22 protein-coding genes are annotated in these 21503 nt (G+C 67.3%); 15 read left to right on the top strand and 7 right to left on the bottom strand.

What is annotated here, in order from left to right; translation table 11 throughout:
* The first annotated feature begins 36 nt into the window (after window positions 1-36).
* The 3 genes from ACR652_RS13205 (at window position 37) to ACR652_RS13195 (ending at window position 3742) form a co-directional block, all read left to right on the top strand.
* Window positions 37-906: an HpcH/HpaI aldolase/citrate lyase family protein gene (locus ACR652_RS13205; RefSeq protein ID WP_434506951.1), complete on the top strand. Its 870-nt coding sequence runs from the start codon at window positions 37-39 to the stop codon at window positions 904-906.
* A gap of 93 nt (window positions 907-999) precedes the next feature.
* Window positions 1000-2343: a COG4223 family protein gene (locus tag ACR652_RS13200; protein ID WP_434506950.1), complete on the top strand. Its 1344-nt coding sequence runs from the start codon at window positions 1000-1002 to the stop codon at window positions 2341-2343.
* A 16-nt stretch (window positions 2344-2359) separates the two neighbouring features.
* A complete protein-coding gene (locus ACR652_RS13195) occupies window positions 2360-3742 on the top strand; it encodes a heme biosynthesis protein HemY (protein WP_434506949.1) in 1383 nt (460 codons plus the stop codon).
* Between the two features lie 43 nt (window positions 3743-3785).
* Here the strand turns inward: ACR652_RS13195 and ACR652_RS13190 are convergent, their stop codons facing one another.
* The 3 genes from ACR652_RS13190 to ACR652_RS13180 are packed head-to-tail and all read right to left on the bottom strand — an operon-like array spanning window position 3786 to window position 6127.
* Window positions 3786-4352, bottom strand: coding sequence for a Smr/MutS family protein (locus ACR652_RS13190; RefSeq protein WP_434506948.1), 567 nt, complete (start codon window positions 4350-4352; stop codon window positions 3786-3788).
* The gene (gene mltA, locus ACR652_RS13185) at window positions 4349-5437 is read right to left on the bottom strand and encodes a murein transglycosylase A (RefSeq protein WP_434506947.1); all 1089 of its coding nucleotides are present in this window, start codon (window positions 5435-5437) and stop codon (window positions 4349-4351) included. Before mltA ends, ACR652_RS13190 begins: the two co-directional genes overlap by 4 nt.
* Before the next feature lie 3 nt (window positions 5438-5440).
* Window positions 5441-6127 carry a Tim44/TimA family putative adaptor protein gene (locus tag ACR652_RS13180; RefSeq protein ID WP_434506946.1) on the bottom strand — a complete coding sequence of 229 codons (687 nt, stop codon included), beginning with the start codon at window positions 6125-6127 and terminating at the stop codon, window positions 5441-5443.
* Between the two features lie 179 nt (window positions 6128-6306).
* On the opposite strand from ACR652_RS13180, the gene ACR652_RS13175 reads away from it, so the two are divergent.
* Both ACR652_RS13175 and secB read left to right on the top strand, forming a co-directional pair.
* Entirely contained in the window at window positions 6307-6774 is a 468-nt protein-coding gene (locus tag ACR652_RS13175; protein WP_434506945.1) for an FxsA family protein, read from the top strand.
* Between the two features lie 83 nt (window positions 6775-6857).
* Complete coding sequence (gene secB, locus ACR652_RS13170; RefSeq protein WP_434506944.1) at window positions 6858-7340, top strand: protein-export chaperone SecB; 483 nt, start codon at window positions 6858-6860, stop codon at window positions 7338-7340.
* A 5-nt stretch (window positions 7341-7345) separates the two neighbouring features.
* Here secB and dnaQ read toward each other — a convergent pair whose 3' ends face one another.
* The 3 genes from dnaQ to ACR652_RS13155 all read right to left on the bottom strand — a co-directional run bounded on the left by dnaQ (window position 7346) and on the right by ACR652_RS13155 (window position 9377).
* Window positions 7346-8068 (bottom strand): DNA polymerase III subunit epsilon, encoded by a 723-nt coding sequence (gene dnaQ / locus ACR652_RS13165; protein ID WP_434506943.1) that lies wholly within the window; start codon window positions 8066-8068, stop codon window positions 7346-7348.
* 87 nt (window positions 8069-8155) lie between these two features.
* Window positions 8156-8743: a dephospho-CoA kinase gene (coaE, locus tag ACR652_RS13160; protein WP_434506942.1), complete on the bottom strand. Its 588-nt coding sequence runs from the start codon at window positions 8741-8743 to the stop codon at window positions 8156-8158.
* A gap of 7 nt (window positions 8744-8750) precedes the next feature.
* Entirely contained in the window at window positions 8751-9377 is a 627-nt protein-coding gene (locus tag ACR652_RS13155; protein WP_434506941.1) for a Maf family protein, read from the bottom strand.
* A gap of 442 nt (window positions 9378-9819) precedes the next feature.
* Between ACR652_RS13155 and hemE the strand changes: the two genes are divergently transcribed.
* The 10 genes from hemE to ACR652_RS13105 all read left to right on the top strand — a co-directional run bounded on the left by hemE (window position 9820) and on the right by ACR652_RS13105 (window position 20352).
* Complete coding sequence (hemE, locus tag ACR652_RS13150) at window positions 9820-10848, top strand: uroporphyrinogen decarboxylase (protein ID WP_434506940.1); 1029 nt, start codon at window positions 9820-9822, stop codon at window positions 10846-10848.
* 102 nt (window positions 10849-10950) lie between these two features.
* Entirely contained in the window at window positions 10951-11370 is a 420-nt protein-coding gene (hemJ, locus tag ACR652_RS13145) for a protoporphyrinogen oxidase HemJ (protein WP_434506939.1), read from the top strand.
* A 151-nt stretch (window positions 11371-11521) separates the two neighbouring features.
* Window positions 11522-12790, top strand: coding sequence for a transcription termination factor Rho (rho, locus tag ACR652_RS13140; protein ID WP_434506938.1), 1269 nt, complete (start codon window positions 11522-11524; stop codon window positions 12788-12790).
* A gap of 101 nt (window positions 12791-12891) precedes the next feature.
* Window positions 12892-13818, top strand: coding sequence for an HNH endonuclease (locus ACR652_RS13135; RefSeq protein ID WP_434506937.1), 927 nt, complete (start codon window positions 12892-12894; stop codon window positions 13816-13818).
* A 17-nt stretch (window positions 13819-13835) separates the two neighbouring features.
* Window positions 13836-14795 (top strand): Rieske 2Fe-2S domain-containing protein, encoded by a 960-nt coding sequence (locus ACR652_RS13130; RefSeq protein ID WP_434506936.1) that lies wholly within the window; start codon window positions 13836-13838, stop codon window positions 14793-14795.
* Window positions 14796-14797: 2 nt separating this feature from the next.
* Window positions 14798-16096: a tRNA uridine-5-carboxymethylaminomethyl(34) synthesis GTPase MnmE gene (mnmE, locus tag ACR652_RS13125; protein ID WP_434506935.1), complete on the top strand. Its 1299-nt coding sequence runs from the start codon at window positions 14798-14800 to the stop codon at window positions 16094-16096.
* A 67-nt stretch (window positions 16097-16163) separates the two neighbouring features.
* A complete protein-coding gene (gene mnmG / locus ACR652_RS13120) occupies window positions 16164-18008 on the top strand; it encodes a tRNA uridine-5-carboxymethylaminomethyl(34) synthesis enzyme MnmG (RefSeq protein WP_434506934.1) in 1845 nt (614 codons plus the stop codon).
* Window positions 18005-18652: a 16S rRNA (guanine(527)-N(7))-methyltransferase RsmG gene (gene rsmG, locus ACR652_RS13115; protein WP_434506933.1), complete on the top strand. Its 648-nt coding sequence runs from the start codon at window positions 18005-18007 to the stop codon at window positions 18650-18652. The genes mnmG and rsmG overlap by 4 nt, the downstream gene beginning before the upstream one ends.
* Window positions 18636-19454, top strand: coding sequence for a ParA family protein (locus tag ACR652_RS13110; RefSeq protein WP_434506932.1), 819 nt, complete (start codon window positions 18636-18638; stop codon window positions 19452-19454). Before rsmG ends, ACR652_RS13110 begins: the two co-directional genes overlap by 17 nt.
* 19 nt (window positions 19455-19473) lie before the next feature.
* The gene (locus ACR652_RS13105) at window positions 19474-20352 is read left to right on the top strand and encodes a ParB/RepB/Spo0J family partition protein (protein WP_434506931.1); all 879 of its coding nucleotides are present in this window, start codon (window positions 19474-19476) and stop codon (window positions 20350-20352) included.
* 178 nt (window positions 20353-20530) lie between these two features.
* Here ACR652_RS13105 and ACR652_RS13100 read toward each other — a convergent pair whose 3' ends face one another.
* Window positions 20531-21370: an outer membrane protein gene (locus ACR652_RS13100; protein WP_434506930.1), complete on the bottom strand. Its 840-nt coding sequence runs from the start codon at window positions 21368-21370 to the stop codon at window positions 20531-20533.
* Window positions 21371-21503 lie beyond the last annotated feature (133 nt).

Below are 21503 nucleotides of genomic sequence, written 5' to 3'. Positions count from 1 at the left end.
TTTGGCGACGGACGATGATTCGAGCGAGCTTGAGAGATGATTTCGAAACTGAAACGTAGCGTGCTGGCCATGCCGGGCTCGAACGCCCGCGCGCTGGAAAAGGGCAAGAGCCTGCCCGCCGACGTTCTGATGTTCGAGCTCGAGGACGGCGTCGCCGAGGCCGCCAAGGAGACGGCGCGGGCGCAGGTCGCCGAGGCGGTGCGCAACGGCGGCTATGGCGCGCGGCAGATCGTCGTGCGCGTCAATGCGCGCGGCTCCGAATGGTACAAGGCGGATGTGGCGGCCGTCGCCCCGACCGGCCCCGACGCCATCGTGATCCCCAAGGTCAATTCGCGCGACGACATTCTCAAGGCCGCCGCCGACATCGTCGCCGCCGGCGCGCCGCTCGGGACCCGCCTGTGGGCGATGATCGAGACGCCGCGGGCGATCTTCGACATCGAGAAGATCGCGAGCGCCGCCGACGATCCGGCCTCGCGGCTGGAAGTTCTGGTGCTCGGCCCCAATGACATCGCCAAATCCACCCGCGCCCGCCTCACCCCCGGCCGGCCGGCGCTCACGCCCTGGCTCTCGGCCGGCGTCCTCGCCGCGCGCGTGCATGACATCGAGATCATCGACGGCATCTACAACGACTTCACCGACGACGCCGGGCTGCGCCGCGAGGCCGAGCAGGGCCGCGACATGGGCTTCGACGGCAAGATGCTCATCCACCCCAGCCAGATCGGCCCGGTGAACGAAATCTTCGCGCCCTCGGCCGACGAGGTCGCCTTCGCCCGCAGGATCATCGCGATCTTCGACGAGCCCGAAAATCTCGAGAAGGGCGTGGTGCAGATCGACGGCAAGATGGTGGAGCGCCTGCATCTCGATATCGCGCGGCGCACGCTGGCGCTGATGGAAGCCGCCGGCTGATCGTCGACAAAGCGCGCGAAAGCCTGTTTCGCGGGCAGGCGGCCTATTCTATACCTGACTTGCGAGGGTGAAACGAAAGCAAGGACGGCAAGCATGGCGGCGCCTCAACCCGAGAAGAGCGATCAGGCCTCCAAGGTCCAAAGCCAAACCGCCGGCGGGGCCCCTGCGCCCGCCGTCGCGGGCGCCGGGAGCGCGAAGGCCGCAGCGCCGGCGCGTCGCTCGGGGAAACTCGCCTCGCGGCTGCTGCTCTCCGCCGCCGTCCTCCTCGCGCTTGCCGGCGTCGCCGGCTATGGCGCGCTGCAATTGCGGGAGACCGACCCGCGCGTCGGCGCCGCCGCCGATTATGTGGATCGCGGGCTCGTCGAGGCGCGCGGCCTGATCGCCGGCCTGACCGGCGAGGCGCCGAAACCCGACGCCCAGCGCACGATCGCACGCCCCTCCCTCGACAAGGCTCCGCTTGCGGCGGCTCCCGCTCAAGGGGATGCGACGGCCGACGCCGAAAAGGCCATCGAGACGCCGCCGCCCCCGGCGGAGCAAGGCGCCGCTCCCGAGGCCCCCGCCAAGTCTGCGGAAGACAAGCCGGTGGAAGGAAAGCCCGTGGAGGACAAGGCGGCGGCGGAGAGCAAGCCGGACGCCCTCCCGGTCGAAAAGCCTGTCGAAACGAAGGCGGCCGACGCCGCCCCTGCGGCGCCGAAGCCGGAAAGCGCCCCCGCGGCCGCCATCGCGGCGGCCCCCGCGCCCGCCGCCCGGACGGAGAGCCGCGACGCCGACGGATTTACCGATCGCGACCTGATCTCCGCGCTCGAGGGCCGCATCGACGCGCTGAGCGAGGAAACGCGCGCCCTGCGCGAAAGACTGGACGCGCCGAAAAACGAGTCTCGCGCGGCCACGGAGGCCGAAGTGCAGCGGCCCGCCGCAACCTCAGACGGCGCCGCCGCCGCCGTGGTTCTGGCCTTCGCGCTTCAGCGCGAGCTGGAGGCGGGCCGGCCCTTCGCCGCGGAAATCGCCGCCTTCTCCCGCCTCGGGACGGAGCCCGCCCCCGCGCCCGTCCTGATCGACGTCGCCGAGAAGGGCGCGCCGACGGGTCCGGCGCTGCGCGACGCCTTCCTGCCCATCGCCAAGAAGCTGCGGGCGCAGGAAGCGCACGCCGACTCGGGCGCCCTGACCGATCATCTTCTTCAGGGCGCGAGCAAGCTCGTGAAGGTGCGGCCGACCGGCGAGCCGCAGGCCGAGACGCTTGAGGGCAAGCTCGACCGGCTGGAGGCGGCGCTCGCTCATAATGACTTCGGCGCGGCGACAGGCTTCTTCGACAGCCTGCCTGAAGAGGCGCGGTCGGAGGCCGCGGACTTCGGCGCGCGCCTGCGCCAGCGCCAGGAGGCGGCGAAGGCCGCCGACGATCTGCTCAGCGGCTCCATCGCCGCGCTTGGCAAGAAATAAGCGGAGCTCAACCGCCATGCTTTTCCTGTTCTTCTTTCTGGTTGCGCTCTCCGTCGCCGCTTATGGGATCGTCTGGCTGGCCGACCAGCCCGGATCGCTGACGCTCGAATTCGCCGGTCAGCACATCGAGACCTCGATTCCGGTCGCCATCGGCGGGCTTTTGCTGCTCATCGCGGCGGTCATTCTCGCCTGGGCGATTTTCGTCGCTCTGGTGCGGCTGCCGGGACGCGTCGCCGGCGGCTCGCGCGAGCGGCGCAAGGCGAAGGGGCTCGACGTGCTGTCGCAGGGTCTCGTCGCCGTCGGCGCCGGCGACCTCGCCCGGGCCAAAAAGGCCGCCCAGCTCGCCGAGAAACTGCTCCCCGACGAGCCGCTGACGCAGCTTCTGGTCGCGCAGGCGGCGCAACTTTCGGGCGACAACACAGCCGCCGCCAAGGCCTTTCACAAGATGACGCTGAAGCCCGAGACCAAGCTGCTGGGCCTGCGCGGCTTGCATGTCGAGGCGAAGCGCCGCGAGGACGCGGAGGCGGCGCATCATTTCGCGTCCAAGGCACAGGACATTGCGCCCCTGCCCTGGGCCGGCGCGGCCGTGCTTCAGCATCTCGCCGCCGCCGGCGATTGGGAGAAGGCGCGCGAGGCGCTGGAAAAAAGCGTCTCCGCCAAGGCCCTCGACCTCGCCGAGGCGCAGAAGCTGCGGGCGGTCATCGAGACCGCCATGGCCATTCAGCGCGAACGCAACGAGCCGCATGACGCGCTGCATCTCGCCCGCCAGGCGCTCAAGCGCCGGCCAAATTTCGTTCCCGCCGCCGCGACGGCGGCGCGGGTGCTGATCCGCCACGGCGACCAGAAGCAGGCGATGAAGCTCCTCGAGTCGGTCTTCGCCGCCAATCCGCACCCGGATCTCGTCGAGGTTTATCTCGAAGCCCTGCCGCGCGAGGCGAACAGCCAGCGCGTCGCGGGGGTCGAAAAGCTCGCGCGGCTCGCCTGGTCGGCGCCGGCCGGGCGTCATGCGCTGGCGGAAGCGGCGCTGGCCGCCCGCGACTTCGCCAAGGCGCGCGAGGCGCTGACGCCGCTCGTCGCCGACGGCCAGCACCCGACCGCGCACACCTGCCTGCTGATGGCCGAGATTGAGGATGCGGAAAACGGCCCCTCCGGGCCGGTGCGCGAGTGGCTCGCCCGCGGCTCGCGCGCGCCGCGCGACCCGGTCTGGATCGCCGATGGCGTCGTCTCCCGGCATTGGCTGCCGATTTCGCCCGTCAGCGGACGCCTCGATGCCTTCGAATGGAAGACGCCGCCGCATTCGGCGCATCATCTGACCGAGGAAGGCCGCCCGAATATCCCGACCGCCTTCCTGTCGCGGCCGGAGGAGCGCCCGGCGCTGGAGGCGCCGGCGCAGCCGTAGGGCGCTGTCGCAGCGGAGCCCCGTTCGGACAAACGAACGGGCTCTATCGGCCGCGCGCCCGCTCCGCGCGGCGGATGCGCACATAAAGCGCGCCCTCGCCCCCGTGATGGCGCGCGGCTTCTCCGAAGCCGACGACCACGTCGCGCAGATGCGGCGCCTGCAGCCACATGGGCACGACGCGCCGCAGCACCCCGCCTTCCTCGCGCGATAGGCCCTTGCCCGTCACCACGATCGCGACCTTGGCCCCATCCGCCTGCGCCCGCCGCAGGAAGGAGCCGAGCGCGCGCTGCGCCTCGTCCTGCCGCAAGCCGTGAAGATCGAGCTTGGCGTCGACCTCCAGCCGCCCGCGCTTGATCTTGACCCGGGTGCGATGGTCGATCTCGGTCAGTGGCGTGGGCGACGGGGCCGGCGCCGGGCGGTCGCGATGCGGGACCGGGGCCGGCTTCTGCCCCGCCTCGCGCAGGGGCGCGGGCGGTTTGGGCGCGGGCGCCGGCTCGATGGCGGGCGTCGGGGGTCGCGTCCGGAACGGCGTGACGCTCGCCGTCACGATCTCCCACAGCTCGGCCTCGGCATGGGTGAGGCGGCGCACGTAACGGGGCTTGTCGCTCACGGGGTCCCCGCGCGCGGGAGCAGAACGGTGAACTCAGCCGCGTGCCGGACGCGGCCGGCGAGCGCGCCCGCGCGGGCGCCGGAGCCGAAAAACAGATCGGCCCGCGCCGCGCCCAAAATCGCCGATCCCGTGTCCTGCGCGATCATCAGCCGATTCAACCCCGTTTCCGCCTCGCTCTCCCAGGGAACGCGCGTCGCGATCCAGAAGGGAAGCCCATAGCACCAGATCGACCGGTCCACGGCGATGGCGCGCAGCGGCGTCAGCGCGCAGCCTTCACCGCCGATCGGCCCCAGGCGCCGGTCTTCCGAGTCGTCAATACGGAAGAATACATAAGAATGATTTTCATGCATCAGCCTCCGACCGGGCGCGTCGGGCGCGAGGCCCATGTCGCGCAATTGGCGCTTCAGCCTTACGAGCGACATTTCCGGCTCGGGGATGAGTCCACGCTCGATGGCGAGCCGCCCGATGGACGTGTACGGCCAGCCGTTGCGGCCGTCATAGGTCAGCGCCAGCGTCGTCCCGTCGTCGAGACGCAGCCGCGCGGAGCCCTGCACCTGAATGAAAAACAGCTCCACGGGATCGCGCAGCCAGGCGAGCGGAACGGCCCCCGTGGCTGCGTCCCGCGTCTCGATGGCGCGCCGGTCGGGGTAAGGCGCCAACGCGCCTCCCGGCAGACGCCGCGCGCCAGCGAGCGCCTCGCCGGAGGCGAGACGCAGCGGCGCGTCGTTGAGGGTGACGAGATCCGGGGGGCGGGACAGCGCCGGTGTTTCGAAGCCGGGTTCCGGCGCGAGCCGCGCCTCGATCTCAGGCTCGTAATAGGCGGTGACGAAACCCGGCTGGGGCAGCCGCCAGGGCGCGAACCAGCGCCGGAAAAAATCGCCGCCGCGGCAATCCGCCCGAAGCGCGGCGCGGGCGGCGTCGATCAGGCCCGCCGGAGGAGGACAAGCCGGACGCTGCTCCGCCTCCCCGCCCAGAAGGCGCGCGGCGGAGCGGCGAAAGACCGCGAAAGCGGCGTCGAGGTCGTCCTCATCGAAACCGGGAACCGCCTCGAAGGCGACCGGCGCGAGGTCCCCCGGCGCGCGCAAGGGCTAGGCGGCGCGGGTGCCGACGAGCTTCCAGTTGGGATCCGCCGCGCGGGGATCGCGCGCGAAGGTCCACAGCTCATCGACCGGCGCGGTGTGGCCGCCCTCGATGGTCTCGCCCGCCTTGTCCTTGCGGACGGTCATCAGCCGCACGGCGAAGCGCACGGTGATCTCATTGAGGCGCGAGGCCACGCGCGCCGAATCGATCAGGGCCGAATCGATCGCGACGATCGCCGTCTCCACGGTTTCGCCCGCCTGCTCGCGGCGCGCGATCTCGCCGCCGAAGCCGTCGAAGACATCCTTGGAGAGAAGCGGCCGCAGCGTGTCGCGATCGCCCTTGGCGAAGGCGGTCACGATGATCTCGTAGGCGCGTCGCGCGCCGTCGAGAAAGGCGTGGCCGTCGAAACGCGGATCTGCGGCGGCGATGGCGTCGAGCGCGGGCGCGGCGTCGGCGCCTTTTTCGACGACGCCGCTCCAGCGGTCCTCGGGACGGGACGCGGGCAGGTCCTGCGCCGGCGGCGCGCCGGGCAGCGGCGCGCGGCGCAGCGGCGCGCGCGTCTGGAACTGCGCCGGCGGGGCTTCCTCGCGGTCGACGCGCACGCCGAGCACGGAGCGAAGCTTCCAGACGACGAAGATGGCGAGTGCCGCAAAAACGATGAGCGACGGGTCGAAGGGTTCGCCGGTCGGCGACATTGATATCTCCCGGATCGAGCTTTTCTCGGCTACCATGTCGCGGCTCGCATGTCACGAATCAAGGGCCGCGCGCATCGCCGCGGCCCGTGTGCGGCCAGGCGCTTGCGCCTTGCGCCGAACAGGCGCCGGACCGGCGCACATCATGCGCGACGCCAACGCGCGGGAGAGCTTTGACGGCCGTGAATCAGAGAACCAAGCTCGTCGGCCTGGGGCTGTGCCTCTGGCTCGCGCTGGAGATTGTCGCTTTCGCTTTCGTGCTGCGCGCCGTCGGGCTTCTGGCGGCGATCGCGCTCGGGATGGCCACGACCGCGATCGGACTGTCGGACGTGAAGCGCCTGCTTTCCGTCTGGCGGGAGCGCGGCCGGCTGCGCGCCGAGGGCGCGATGATCGATGGAGCCTTGCAGGCGCTCGCCTCGCTGCTGCTGATCCTGCCCGGCTTCGCCTCCGATGTGGCGGGCCTCGCGCTCAAATCGCCCTCGGTGCGGGCCGCGGTGCTGGCCGGGCTGCGGGACCGCAATGGCGCGGCGCGCGCCGCGAGCGGGCCGCAGACCATCGATCTCGAGCCGCATGAGTGGAAACATCTCACCAAGAGCGGCCGGCCCCAGCGCAAGCGGCGCAAGAGCGGCGGAGTCTCGCCGGCTCCCTGAACCCCCCGCGCCTTGTTCCGGCCGGACAGACGTGTTACCCGGGCGCCGATTTCACCATCGCCGCAGGGCTGGAGATTCCCGACATGACCGACACCAATGGAAACGGCGCCAATCCCGCGGCCGGGGGCGCGCCGGCCCTCAATGCGCTCGTCCAATATCTGAAGGACTTCTCCTTCGAGAACCCCAACGCCCCCAATTCGCTGGGGCCGCAGGAAAAGGCGCCGGACATTTCCATTCAGGTCAATGTCAACGCCCGCCAGCTCGCCCCCACCGATTTCGAAGTGTCGCTGACGCTCGACGCCAAGGCCGGCGACGGTCCCGGCCTGCTGTTCAAGCTCGACCTCGAATATGGCGGCGTCTTCCGCCTCATCAACATTCCGGAGGAGCAGGTGCATCCGATCGTGATGATCGAATGCCCGCGTCTGCTCTTTCCCTTCGTGCGCCAGATCGTGGCCGACGCCACCCGCAACGGCGGCTTCCCGCCGCTCTATATCGACCCGATCGATTTCGTCGCGCTCTACCAGCAGAAGGCCGCCCAGGCCAACCAGCCCATGGCCCAGGCCTGATCCGATCAGGCGGCGGAGGGCGGCCGCTCTCCGCTGCTGTCCTCGGGCAGATATTTGTCCCAGACCGGCGTTTTCATCGTCGCGACGAACCGCCGGTGGGCGGTCTCCTCCTGCGCGGTCAGACGGCTCGCCAGCGGCGCCGGCCGCGCGCGTATCAAGTCGCCCGTCTGCGACGCACGGCGCACGGCGCCGACCGACGCGAGCGACAGCGCGGCCTGCCGGCCGCCCCGCAATTCCGCATAGACTTCCGCGAGAAGACCGGCGTCGAGGAGCGCGCCATGCTTGTCGCGGCGCGACAGATCCACGCCATAGCGCTGACAGAGCGCGTCGAGCGAGGCGGGGCTGCCGGGATGAAGCCTCCGGGCCATGGCGAGCGTATCGACAATGCGCGCGGGCGCCAGCGGCGGCAATTTCAGCACGGCGAATTCGGCGTTGAGAAAGCGCACGTCGAAGTCGGCGTTATGCGCGACCATCGGCGAGTCTTCGAGGAAATCGACGAATTCCCGCGCGATCTCGCGAAACTTCCGGTGCTGCGAAAGAAAGTCGCGCGAGAGGCCGTGCACGCGGAACGCCTCCTCCGGCACGTCGCGTTCGGGATCGATATAGACGTGGAAGACGCGGCCGGTGGGGATGAGATTGGAAATCTCGACCGCGCCGATTTCGACGACGCGATGGCCGTCTTTCGGATCGAGCCCGGTGGTTTCGGTGTCGAAAACGATTTCGCGCATATGGTTCCGTCGATCCTTCATACGCACCCGACCGGGCGCGTCCTCACCCGTCCCGCTCCCCGTGACGGACGCCGCCGCGACGGCCGCTCACCCTCTCCGTTCGAGCGATCGCAAGATCGCCGCGACGTCGGCGCGGGCCGCCTCGAGTCCCGCCCCGGTATGGACCACGAAATCCGCGCGGGCGCGTTTTTCGCTGTCGGGGACCTGCTTTTGCAGAATGGCGGCGAATTTCTCCTCCGTCATGCCCGGACGCGCCAGAACCCGCGCCTTTTGCACATCTTCCGGCGCCGAAACGACGACGATGACGTCGACGCTCGTCTCGGCGCCAGTCTCGAAGAGAAGCGGCACGTCATAGACGACGATCTTCGCGCCCTCAGCTTCCTGGGTTTTCAGGAATTCGTCGCGAGCGGCCCAGACCAGCGGATGCACGATGGCCTCGAGCCGCTTCAGCGCCCCGGCGTCGCCCAGCACGCGCTGGGCCAGCCTGGCGCGGTCGACGACGCCGTCGACCACCACGCCCGGGAACGCCGCTTCGATCGGCGCCGCCGCCGCGCCGCGATAGAGATCATGGACGATCCGGTCCGAATCGAGCACCGCGATCCCGGCGTCGCGGAACATTTGCGCGGTGGTCGATTTGCCCATGCCGATGGAGCCGGTCAGGCCGATCTTGATCATCGGCCGCTCACGCCATCAGCGCGCCGAGCCGGCGCAGGGCGTCGAGCAACGGCAGCATCGGCAGGCCCATGATGGTCCAGTGATCGCCCGCGACGGAGTCGAAAAGATGCGCGCCCAGCCCCTCGACCTGATAGGCGCCGGCCGAGGTCAGCGCCGTTTCGCCCATCGCCTCCAGATAGGCGTCGATGAAGGCGTCGCTGAGGGGGCGCAGGGTCAGATCGGCGTGCGCGACCGTTTCATACAGAATCACGCCGTCGCGCGAGAGCGCGATCGCCGAATGCAGCCGATGGCGCCGGCCGGACAGAAAGCGCAGCAGCCCGGCGGCATTTTCCATCGTTTCCGGCTTGCCGAAGATCCGCTCGCCGCAGCTCGCCGCCTGATCGGCGCCCAGCACCAGCCGCCCGGGCGCCGCCGCGCCGACGGCCAGCGTCTTGGCGCGGGCGAGCGCCGCCGCGATGGCGTCCGCCCCAACGTCGCCCATGCGCGATTCGATCGCCCGCTCGTCGACATCCGCCGGCAAACTCTCGAACGGCACGCCCGCCTGCGCCAGCGCCTGCCGCCGCCCGGCGCTCTTCGAGGCGAGAATCAGCGGCGCGCCGGCGCGCCAGAAAGAAGAAGAATGGGCTTCGCTCACGGGTTCGGAATTTCCCACAACCGGGGTGGACAAGTTGGAACAGTGGGGATGGTTTTCGGGCCGAGCGCCCGCCCCTGTCGAGAACTGGGCATATCCCATCGAAGCTTTCAACAGGGAAACCACTGTCGCAGGCGGAGCCGTGAATCGCAGACTCAAGACTCATAAACAGAAAGGCGACGATCCGTCCCTGTGGATAATGCTCAGCAAGTAACTGAAAAATATGAACCTTCAGCGTTTTCCAGACTTTCCCCCGCAAGGGCGTGGAAATCATCCCCCGCCGCCCGCCGTGTGGACAAAAGGTTAACGGATATTAACCACTGCGTTCCGATGGTTAAGAAAAAGTAAATTCAGATCCTTTTAAAGGGATTTTTAATTTTTGCGCTTTCGCGCTACCTCCACTGGCGAGCCCCGGCGTCTTCGGGCCGGCAAGCGGAGAGATGCCTTGACTGACGACAAACGCCTGATATCGGCCTTGCGCGGCGTCGCGCAGGATGTTCCGCCCCTTTGGCTCATGCGCCAGGCGGGCCGTTATCTGCCGGAATACCGGGCGCTGCGCGCGCAGGCGAAAAGCTTCCTCGAGTTCTGCTACACGCCCGCCTCGGCGGCGGAAGTGACGCTGCAGCCGATCCGCCGCTTCCATTTCGACGCGGCCATCCTGTTTTCCGACATTCTCGTCGTGCCCGACGCCATGGGCCAGACGGTTTCCTTCGAGACCGGGGAAGGCCCGAGGCTCGATCCCATCGAGACGCCGGAGGGCGTCGCGCGTCTGGGCGCCTTCGACGTCGAAAAGCTTTCCCCCGTGTTCGAGACCATCGACCGGGTGAAGTCCGCGCTCCCCTCCGACGTGGCTTTCATCGGTTTCTGCGGCGCGCCGTGGACGGTGGCGAGCTATATGATCGCCGGCAAGGGCACGCCGGATCAGGCGCCGGCGCGGCTCTTCGCCTTCCGGCATCCGGCCGCTTTCCAGCAGCTCATCGACCGGCTCGTGGAGGCCTCGGTGGACTATCTGCTGCGCCAGATCGACGCGGGCGTCGAGACGGTGCAGATTTTCGACAGTTGGGCTGGCGTTCTGCCGGCGCATGAATTCGAGGCCTGGTGCGCCAGGCCCATCGCCCGCATGATCGCGCTCCTGAAGGAGAAGCGCCCGCAGACCCCGGTCATCGCCTTTGTTCGCGGTGCGGACGCCCAGCTGCCGGGGCTGACGCGCCGCCTCGGGGCCGACGGCTATGGGCTCGATACGGCGCTCGATCCGGGCTGGGCGGTCGCGGAGACGGCGGCGAATGTCTGCCTTCAGGGCAATCTCGATCCGCTGGCGCTGATCGCCGGGGGCGAGGCGCTTGACCGCGAGACCGACGCTATTCTGGAGACGTTCCGGGGCCGGCCGCATATCTTCAACCTTGGCCATGGCATCCTGCCGCAGACGCCGATCGAGAATGTCGAGCGGCTGGTGGCGCGGGTGCGGCGCGGGTAAGCTGGCGGCGTCTCGGGGTTTCTTACCTCGCGCTTGCGGGGAGGCCGGCAGTCGGAGATCGCCGGGTGGGGGCCCGGCGAAGCGGCGCCAAAGGATTTGGGCATGTATCTCTGGATCAAGGCGCTTCACGTCGTCGCCATCATTTCCTGGATGGCGGGCCTTCTCTATCTGCCGCGGCTCTTCGTCTATCACGCCGATGTCGGGGCGGGCGCGCAGTCGCAGACCTTCAAGATCATGGAGCGCCGGCTCTATCGCTACATCATGACCCCGGCGATGGTCGTCGCCTGGGCGACCGGCCTCTTCCTCGCGGCCGACGCCGGCTGGTTTGTCGCCCCCTGGTTTCACGTCAAGGCGACGCTGGTCGTTCTGCTCACCGCCGCCCATCTCCACGACGGACGGCTGCTGCGCGCCTTCGCGGGCGACGCAAACGTCCATCCGGCGCGCTATTTTCGCATCATCAACGAGATTCCGACCCTGCTCATGATCGCCATCGTGATCATGGTGATCGTGAAGCCGTTCTGAGGGCGCTTGCGCGCGGGCCAAAAAACCTTTATGAAATCATCCTCACCTCTGGCAGACAGTCGTATTGTCGACCGCCGATCGATACATCGGCGCGCGGAAAGCACGCCCGTTCCCCTGCCCACTCCCAACGCACGTCTCTTCGAAGGCCCACATGCGGGAAATCAAACTATCGGACCTGAAGGCGAAGTCCGCCGCCGAGCTGCTCGCGTTCGCCGAGGAACATGAAGTCGAAAACGCCTCGCTGCTGCGCAAGCAGGAGCTGCTGTTCGCCATCTTGAAGCAATTCGCCAGCCGTGACGTCGAGATCGTCGGCGAGGGCGTGGTGGAGGTGCTGCAGGACGGCTTCGGCTTCCTGCGCTCGCCGGACGCCAATTATCTCGCGGGTCCCGACGACATCTATGTCTCGCCCTCGCAGATCCGCAAGTTCGGCCTGCGCACCGGCGACACGGTCGAGGGCATCATTCGCAGCCCGAAAGAGGGCGAGCGCTATTTCGCGCTCCTCAAGGTCAACACCATCAATTTCGAGGACCCGGAGAAGGTGCGCCACAAGGTGCCCTTCGACAATCTGACCCCGCTCTATCCGGATGAGCGGCTGAAGCTGGAAATCGACGATCCGACGAAAAAGGATCTGTCCTCGCGCGTCATCGATCTCGTCGCCCCGATCGGCAAGGGCCAGCGCGCGCTGGTCGTCGCGCCGCCGCGCACCGGCAAGACCGTGCTGCTGCAGAATATCGCGCAGTCGATCACGACCAATCATCCCGAATGCTATCTGATCGTGCTGCTCATCGACGAGCGCCCCGAGGAAGTGACCGACATGCAGCGCTCGGTGCGCGGCGAGGTCGTGTCCTCGACCTTCGACGAGCCGGCGGTGCGCCATGTGCAGGTGGCGGAAATGGTGATCGAAAAGGCCAAGCGCCTGGTCGAGCATCGCCGCGACGTGGTGATCCTGCTCGATTCGATCACGCGTCTGGGCCGCGCCTACAACACGGTCGTTCCGTCTTCCGGCAAGGTTCTGACGGGCGGCGTCGACGCCAACGCCCTGCAACGCCCCAAGCGCTTCTTCGGCGCGGCGCGCAACATCGAGGAAGGCGGCTCGCTGACGATCATCGCCACGGCGCTGATCGACACTGGCTCGCGCATGGACGAAGTGATCTTCGAAGAGTTCAAGGGCACCGGCAACAGCGAGATCATTCTCGACCGCAAGGTGGCCGACAAGCGCGTCTTCCCGGCGCTGGACATCACCCGTTCCGGCACCCGCAAGGAAGATCTGCTGGTCGCGCCCGACATCCTCAAGAAGATGTATGTGCTGCGCCGCATCCTCAATCCGATGGGCACGGTGGACGCCATCGAATTCCTGCTCGGCAAGCTGCGCGAGACCCCGAAGGGCAATCAGGCGTTCTTCGATTCGATGAATACGTGACGTCTCAAGACAAGACCCGGCGCGCTGGCGTTCTGGCGCGCCGCGGGAAGTGATAGGCTGGTCGCGCAAATTCGAAGAGACTTCGACGCGTCGGGCAAGACATGACGAAGGCGGTGTTCACTACGAAGAGCGCGTCGTCCTATGACGACCTGCCTGAGGTGCGCTATCATTTTCCCAGGACTTATCGAAATCAGGTCGAGAAAGCTGTCGGCGACTGGATCGTCTATTATGAGCCGCGGCGTGGCGGCGCCCAAGTCTATTTTGCAATAGCGCGGTTACTGAAAATCGTCCCTGATCCTGTGCTCCCGGATCATTTCTACGCTGAGGTTGATCACTATCTTCCCTTTACGCGCCCGGTGCCGTTTAAGGAGGGGAGCCATTACTATGAATCCGCCCTTGAGAAATCGGATGGATCGACGAACAAGGGCGCATTTGGCCGCGCCGTGCGAAATTTGAGCAACCCCGAGTTCGATCTGATCTGGGCTGCGGGCTTCGGCCACGTGATCGGCTCCGAGCCCCGCATGCGACCCGCGCCAGATGTTCCGGAAGCGCCAATGCCGCCAGTTTCCGGTTTCGCCGAAGAATCGTCCGAGTTTATCTTCGACGAGCCCTTTGAGCAGGACCGCCGAATCATCGAGCAACTGACGTCGCGGCCCTTCAGAGATCGAGCCTTCGCCGCAGCCGTCAAAGACGCCTACCTCGACACCTGCGCCATGTCTGGGGTCAAGATCATCAATGGCGGCGGTCGGTCGGAAGTTCAGGCCGCGCATATCCGACCCGTTGAGCACCGTGGGCCTGATAGCGTCCGCAATGGCGTCGCGCTTTCGGGCACCTTTCACTGGATGTTCGACAGAGGTCTGATCTCGGTGGACGACGACTACAAGCTGTTGCTTGCGAAAGACCGGCTTCCAGATTCGATCGACAGGTTCCTCGGCGGGAACGAGCGCCTGCTGGTTCCAGACAGGCCCGACTTGCGGCCTCACCCGCAATTTCTGGCGTGGCATCGAAACAACGTCTTCAAGGGCTGACAGGGTCAAGCAGAAAAATGTTCACAAATTTCGCTAATGTCTGGACCCCTCTCAGCCTCTCGCGCGATCTGAAGCCCGGTCGCCCGCTCGGGCTGAAAATCGCCGGCGAGCGCGTTGTTCTTTTTCGTGACGCGGCGGGCCAACCCGGCGCGCTGATCGACCGATGCCCGCATCGCGGCGTGGCGCTGTCGCTCGGCAAGGTCGTCAACGGCCAGATCGAATGTCCCTTCCATGGCTGGCGCTTCGACCGCACGGGGGCCAATTGCGGCGTGCCCTGGAATCCGGACGCGAAACGCGACCAACTCGGCGCCACTGCCCTGCCCCTGCGTGAGACCGCCGGCCTGCTGTGGCTCCATACCGGGGTCGCGCCCGAGACCGAACCCGAGATTTCGGAAAGCTTCTCGCTGCCCAAAATGACCCTCTGCGCCCAGTCGGTCGTTTGGAACGTCCATTGGACGCGGGTGATGGAGAACATGCTCGACATGCCGCATCTGCCCTTCGTGCACCGTCGCACCATTGGCAAGGCGCTCAGCCGCACGGTTTTGGGGGCGCGCATGGATATCACTGTCGAAGAGCGGCCCTACGGCCTGCGCCTCTCCAGCGCCGTCGATGGCGTCGCGCGGCCGGGCGTGCTCGATTACCGTTTCCCGAACATGATGGAGCTTTTCATCGATCCGCCGGGCCGGCGGCTTCGCCTGATGGTCGCCTCCATCCCGCAGGAGGACGCCAGCACGCGGTTGCTGCTGCTCACCCTGCGCGATTTCGCCCGCGCGCCGCTGCTCGATCCGCTGTTCCGCTGGATGAACGCGCGCATCGCCGCCGAAGACAAGGCGATCGTCGAATCATCCCTGCCCCCGGACATTCCGCTGTCCGGCGGCGAGGTTTCCGTGCGCACGGACGCGCCGACTCTGGCGTTTCGGCGGCTCTATCGGCAAAGACTCCTCGGCGGCGACGCGCGCCCCATCCCGGAGACGTGAGCATGGAGACGATCTTTGCGCCGGGCACAGGCGCCGGCCGCGCGGCGATCGCCGTCATTCGCCTTTCTGGCCCGGCTGTCCAAGGCCTGCTCGTCGCGCTGACAGGCGCCCTGCCCGCGCCGCGCGTCGCCCGCTACGTCACATTGCGCGAACCCGGTGCGGGTGAGACGCTGGATCAGGGGCTGGTGCTGTTCTTCCCCTCTCCGCAGTCGCCGACGGGCGAGGATTACGCCGAATTGCACATTCACGGCGGTCAGGCTGTGGTGAACGGAGTCTTAACGACCCTCGCGCGTTTTCCCGGTCTGCGCGCGGCGGAGCCGGGAGAGTTCGCCCGGCGCGGCTTCGTCAATGGAAAGCTCGATCTGTCACAGGCGGAGGGGCTCGCTGATCTGATCGACGCCGAGACCGAGGCGCAACGCCGCCAGGCCCTGCGCATTGCCGGCGGAGCGCTGCGACGCCGGGTCGAGGGCTGGCGCGCCTCCGTCATCGAGGCTTGCGCCCTGGTGGAGGCCGAACTCGATTTCAGCGACGAGGCGGATGTCGGCGGCTTTGATCGCGGCCGGCTGCATGCTGTTCTCGCCCCTCTTTGCGCAGAACTGCGCGCCGCGCTGCGGGAGGCGCCGGCCTCCGAGCGCTTGCGCGAGGGCTTCCTCGTCATGATCATGGGACCGCCCAATGCCGGAAAATCCACCCTGCTCAACGCCTTGGCGCGGCGCGACCTTGCCATTGTCTCCCCGACGCCCGGCACCACCCGCGACATGATCGAGGCGCATCTCGATCATGGCGGGCTTCCGATCACCTTTGCCGACACCGCCGGGCTCCGCGAAGCCGCGGATGAAATCGAGAAGATCGGCGTGGACCGGGTGCTCGCGCGCGTGGAGACCGCCGATCTGGCCCTGTGGCTCTCGGCGGGCGGCGAAGCCATGCCGGACGCGGTTCCGGATGGGGTTGAAACGCTGAAGGTCTCCACGAAGGCCGACCTGTCGCCGCCGCCCGAAGGCTGGCTTGGCGTTTCCGCCGCGAATGGCGCGGGCCTCCCGGCCCTGCTCGATGAGGTCGCCAGGCGCGCGAAGACGCGATTGGGCGACGGGGGGTCCGCGTTGGTGAGTCGCGAACGGCATCGGCGCGCTCTCACAGCGGCGCTTGCGGCGCTCGAAGAGGCGCGCGCCGGCGAAAAGGACTTGGAATTTACGGCGGAAGATTTACGTTCGGCCGCGCGGGCGTTGGGGCGCATTGTCGGCGCCGTGGATGTCGAGCATGTGCTCGACGCCGTCTTCTCCCGCTTTTGCATCGGCAAATAGGCAGGCTGTTTCACGTGAAACAGTCTGCGCGTGAGTCATCGACGCAGGCAAGGGCAAAGGGATCGCCGTGACGGCTTTCGACGTGATCGTGATCGGCGGCGGCCACGCCGGTTGTGAGGCGGCCGCCGCGGCGGCGCGCTTGGGCGCCCGCACGGCCCTCGTCACCCATTCGTGCGCCACGATCGGGGCGATGTCCTGCAATCCGGCGATCGGGGGCCTTGGAAAGGGCCAGCTCGTTCGTGAGATTGACGCGCTGGACGGCTTGATGGGGCGGGTGGCGGATCTTGGCGGCATTCAGTTCCGCATGCTCAACCGCTCCAAGGGACCGGCCGTGCGTGGACCGCGCGCCCAGGCGGACAGGAAGCTCTATCGCATGGCGATGCTGGCCGCGATGGGGCGGGTCGAATCTCTGGAGATTATCGAGGCCTCTGCCGAGGATCTGCTGATAGAGGGCGATCATGTGCGCGGGCTGCGCTTGTCCGATGGCAGTGACATTCGCGCTGGCGCGGTGGTTATCACCACCGGCACCTTCCTCGGCGGCGTCATTCACATTGGCGACGAGCGGACGCCTGCCGGCCGCATGGGCGATCCGCCGGCGCTTGGTCTATCCCGCCGCTTGCGCGCCATGGGATTTGCCGTCGCGCGGCTCAAGACAGGCACGCCGCCGCGCCTCGACGGCCGGACGATCCAGTGGGAGGGCCTCGAAAAGCAATATGGCGACGAGACCCCCGAGCCGTTTTCGACCCTGACCGGACGCATCCAAAATCCCCAGATCGCCTGCGCCATCACCCGCACGACGGCGCGCGCGCATGACGTCATCCGCGCCGATCTGCATCGCTCGCCCCTGAAAACCGGCGCGATTTCCGGCCCCGGCCCGCGCTATTGTCCCTCCATTGAAGACAAGGTCACGCGCTTCGGCGACCGCGACGGCCACCAGATCTTTCTGGAGCCCGAGGGTTTGGACGACGATACGGTCTATCCAAACGGCATTTCGACCTCCCTGCCCCTGGCCACGCAGGAAGCCTTCATCCGCGCCATTCCGGGTCTCGAAACGGCGCGGATTCTGCGGCCCGGCTACGCCATTGAGTATGATTACGTGGACCCGCGCGAACTGACGCCGGCTCTGGAAACCAAGCGCCTGCGCGGGCTTTTCCTCGCGGGCCAGATCAATGGCACGACGGGCTATGAGGAGGCGGCGGCCCAGGGGCTTGTGGCCGGTCTGAACGCCGCGCGCGCCGTCGCCGGCCAATCTCCCGTGACGTTCGATCGGGCCGAGGCCTATCTGGGCGTCATGATTGACGATCTGGTGACGCGCGGCGTCAGCGAACCCTATCGCATGTTCACCTCGCGGGCGGAATACCGCCTGTGCCTGCGCGCCGACAACGCCGATGAGCGACTGACGCCGAAGGGGATCGCGCTGGGCTGCGTGGGCGCCGAGCGACGCGCCCTGTTCGACGCGCGCGCCGCGAAACTCGCCCGCGCGCGCGCCCTGCTGGAGAGCGTCTCTCTCACCTCTTCCGGGGCGCTGAAGCAGGGATTGCCGGTCAATCAGGACGGCCAGCGCCGCAGCGGCTTCGCCCTCTTGTCGCTGCCGTCGGTCAGCGTGGGTCGATTGGCCGAGATTTGGCCCGAGCTGGGCGAGATCGACGCGGGGACGGCGGAGCGGATCGAGACGGACGCCCGCTACGCCGTCTATCTGGATCGCCAACAGGCGGACATTGACGCGTTTCGCCGCGATGAACAATTGGCCTTGCCAGAGACGCTCGACTACGACGGCATTGCCGGCCTGTCGGCGGAGCTTCGCGGCAAGCTGGCCATGCTGAAGCCGCGTACGCTTGGGCAGGCGCAACGGATCGACGGCATGACGCCCTCCGCCCTCACCCTTCTCGCCGCTCGGGCGCGACGGGCATGAACGATCCGCGCGCGGCGGCGCTGGAGCAGTTCCCCGCCCTTCGGCCGATCGAGCGGGAACTCGCGATCTATGACGATTTGCTGCGCCGTTGGCAGGCCAAGATCAATCTGGTCGCGCCCAACACACTCACCGAAGTCTGGCTGCGCCATTTCGCCGATTCGGCTCAGGTCGCGGCTGCCCTGCCCGGAGCCACGCGTTGGGCCGATATTGGCTCTGGCGCCGGTTTCCCGGGTCTCGTCACCGCGCTTCTGGTGAAGGGCCATCCGGACGCCATGGTTCATCTGATCGAGAGCGACCAGCGCAAGGCCGCCTTTCTGCGCGCTGTTTCACGTGAAACAGGCGCGCCTGTCACCATCCATGCGGAGCGGCTGGAAAAGGCTCTGCCGCCGCTCGCCGGAGAGATTGACGCGATCAGCGCGCGCGCCCTCGCCCCACTCGATCGGCTTGTCGGCATGGTGAAGGAACCCTTAAAAAAGGGGGTAAAAGCCGTGTTTTTGAAGGGCGCGGAGTGGCGCGACGAATTGACCGCCGCCAGCGCCGCCGGTAGTTTCAGATTCGAGACAATTGCGAGCCGCACCCATCCGCGCGCCAGAATCATCGTCGTCGATTTACCGCCAGAGGCAGATTTTGACCGGACAGAATAGCCCGCGCGTGCTCGTCCTCGCCAATCAGAAGGGCGGCGTCGGCAAGACAACCACGGCGATCAATCTCGGCACCGCGCTCGCGGCTGTCGGCGAGGAGGTGCTGGTCATCGACCTCGATCCGCAGGGCAACGCCTCGACCGGGCTCGGGGTCGAACGTAAAAGCCGCAAGGTCTCGACCTATGACGTGCTGCTCGGCGAATCGAGCCTCGCCGACGCGACGATCCAGACGGCGGTGCCGCGCCTCTCGATCGCCCCTTCGACCCTTGATCTTCTGGGCGTCGAACTGGAAATCGCCGGGGACAAGGACCGCGCCTTCCGGATGAAGCGCGCGGTGGCGGAGCTCGTGGCCGCGGCGGATCATCTCGACGGCCGGCGTTATGGTTACATTCTGATCGACTGCCCACCCTCGCTCAATCTTCTGACCATCAATGCGCTGGCCAGCGCCGACGCCGTGCTGGTCCCGCTTCAATGCGAGTTCTTCGCGCTGGAAGGTCTGTCGCAATTGCTCTCCACCGTGGAGCAGGTGACGCGCACGCTCAATCCACGACTCTCCATTCATGGCGTGGTGCTGACCATGTTCGACCCGCGCAACAATCTGGCCAATCAGGTCGCGGCCGACGTGCGCCGCTTCATGGGCGACAAGGTCTATGACACGATGATCCCGCGCAACGTCCGCGTGTCCGAGGCGCCGTCGCATGGCAAGCCGGTGCTGTTGTACGACCTGAAATGCTCCGGCAGTCAGGCCTATCTGAAACTCGCCTCGGAAGTGATCCAACGCGAGAAGCGCCTGCGCGCGGCCTGAGCCGTCAAGGAGTGAGTTTATGGCTGAAGAACCGCGCCGGCGGCTGGGCCGCGGCCTTGCCGCGCTTCTGGGGGACGCCGGCGATGACCTCCCTGCCGAGCGCCCGCGCGGACAGCGCAAGGTGCCGATTGAATTTCTGCGTCCCAATCCACGCAATCCGCGCAGCCAGTTCCGCGAGGACGATCTCGCCGATCTGACCAATTCCATCCGCGAAAAGGGCATCATCCAGCCGATCGTGGTGCGCGCCATCGCCGGCGTCGCCGACGCCTATGAGATCATCGCCGGAGAACGGCGCTGGCGCGCCGCCCAGGCGGCGGGCGTCGCCGATGTGCCGGTCGTCATCCATGAGGCGGACGACAAGGAGGCGCTGGAAATCGCCATCATCGAGAATGTGCAGCGCGCCGATCTCAATGCGATCGAAGAGGCCAGAGGCTATGAGCGCCTCGGCGGCGAATTCGGCTATTCGCAAGGCGACATTGCGAAAATCATCGGCAAGAGCCGCTCGCATGTCGCCAATACGCTGCGCCTGCTCAATCTGCCGGAGGGCGCCAAGGCGCTGGTGCGCGACGGGGCGATTTCGGCGGGACACGCGCGCGCGCTGCTCGCCGTCGACAATCCGGAGGCGGTGGCGCGCCGCATCGTCGAAGAAGGACTGACGGTCCGCGACGTCGAGGCGTTGGCGCAGGCCCAGCAGGGAGAAGGCGGAGCGAGGGGCGTATCCGCCGGCAAGAAGCCGAAGGCCGAGAAAGACCCCAATACGCGCGCGCTGGAAAAGACGCTGTGTGACGCGCTGGGCCTGACCGTGGAGATCAAGGGTCAGGGCGAGCGGGGGGAAATCAGAATTCGCTATGAATCGCTCGACCAGCTCGACGCCGTTTGTCGCATGCTGGGGCAATAGGCGCGGCGGATCCAAAGAGGCGTTCGGAAAGCAGCCCTGCGGTTTCGCCCTCGGCGTCCTCCGAGATTGCGCGACGCGCGCCGATCATGCCCCCAGGATGCAGGCAGAGAAACAGTCCCGCCAGTGACGGCCGCCCGGCCGCATTGCGGCCGGGCTCCCTGTCGTCTGTTCGCGCCGGTCAGTAGGACGCGGCGACGGGGGCGATCGGCGCGGCGGCGCCGAAGTTGAAGTGATAGTTCACGCCCGCCCGCACCGTGTGGAAGCGGGTGCGGTTGTTGATGTTGTTGAGCGAGAAGCCCGGATTGAAGAAGGCGTTCTGCTGGTTGCCGCTGATCTGCGTGTAGAGATATTCGCCCTTGACCGACCAGTTCGGCAGGAACATCCATTCCGCGCCGCCGCCCGCGGTCCAGCCGGTCTGCACGACGCTGTTGTTGTTCCACCAGAGATTGCGCTGGACGTCGCCATAGGCGAAACCGCCCGTGCCGTAGATCAGGAAATTGGACATTCCCGGGAAGGTGATCCCGAGACGACCGCGCACCGTGCCGAACCAGTTGATTCGGGCGGTGTCGACGCCGCCGCCCCAGCCCTGCCAGGCCACCGCCCAAGCATTGGAGCCGCCGTTGGAGCCGATGCTCGTGCCCTGGAAATCGGTTTCGACGCCGACCACCAGCCAGGGCGAAAACTGGTAATTGTAGCCGATCTGGCCGCCGCCGACGACGCCGCCGGAGCCGCCGCCATTGCCGTTGTTCCAGCCCAAGCCGGGACCCCAGCCCAGGCCATGGTCAAAATGCGGATTGGATGTGGCGAACCAGGCCGGATTCCACACATTCGACGAGGAGGCGTCCTGCCAGCCGCCGCCGAGGTTGAGGCCCGCGTAGAAGCCCGTCCAGGTCATGACCGGCGGCGGCGGAACGTAAGCGGGCGGCGGGGCCTTGCGCATCGGCAGATCCGCGGCCTGCGCCGCGCCCGCCGCGAACACGGCCGCCAGAGCGATGGCGGACAGAGCTGTCGTTTTCATATTGTGAAACCCTCGTTTGAAAGTCAGCCGACCGCATCTTCCCGGCTGCAGTGTGAACGGATGCGGGCCCCAAGCCTTCGCCATCTGTCCGCGAAGCCGCGTTCAAAGCAAACTTGGCCGCAGGAAAAAGGCC

It is taken from the genome of Methylocystis sp. (assembly GCF_051061225.1).
Lineage (GTDB): Bacteria > Pseudomonadota > Alphaproteobacteria > Rhizobiales > Beijerinckiaceae > Methylocystis.
This window is presented reverse-complemented; position numbering and strand designations above follow the sequence as displayed.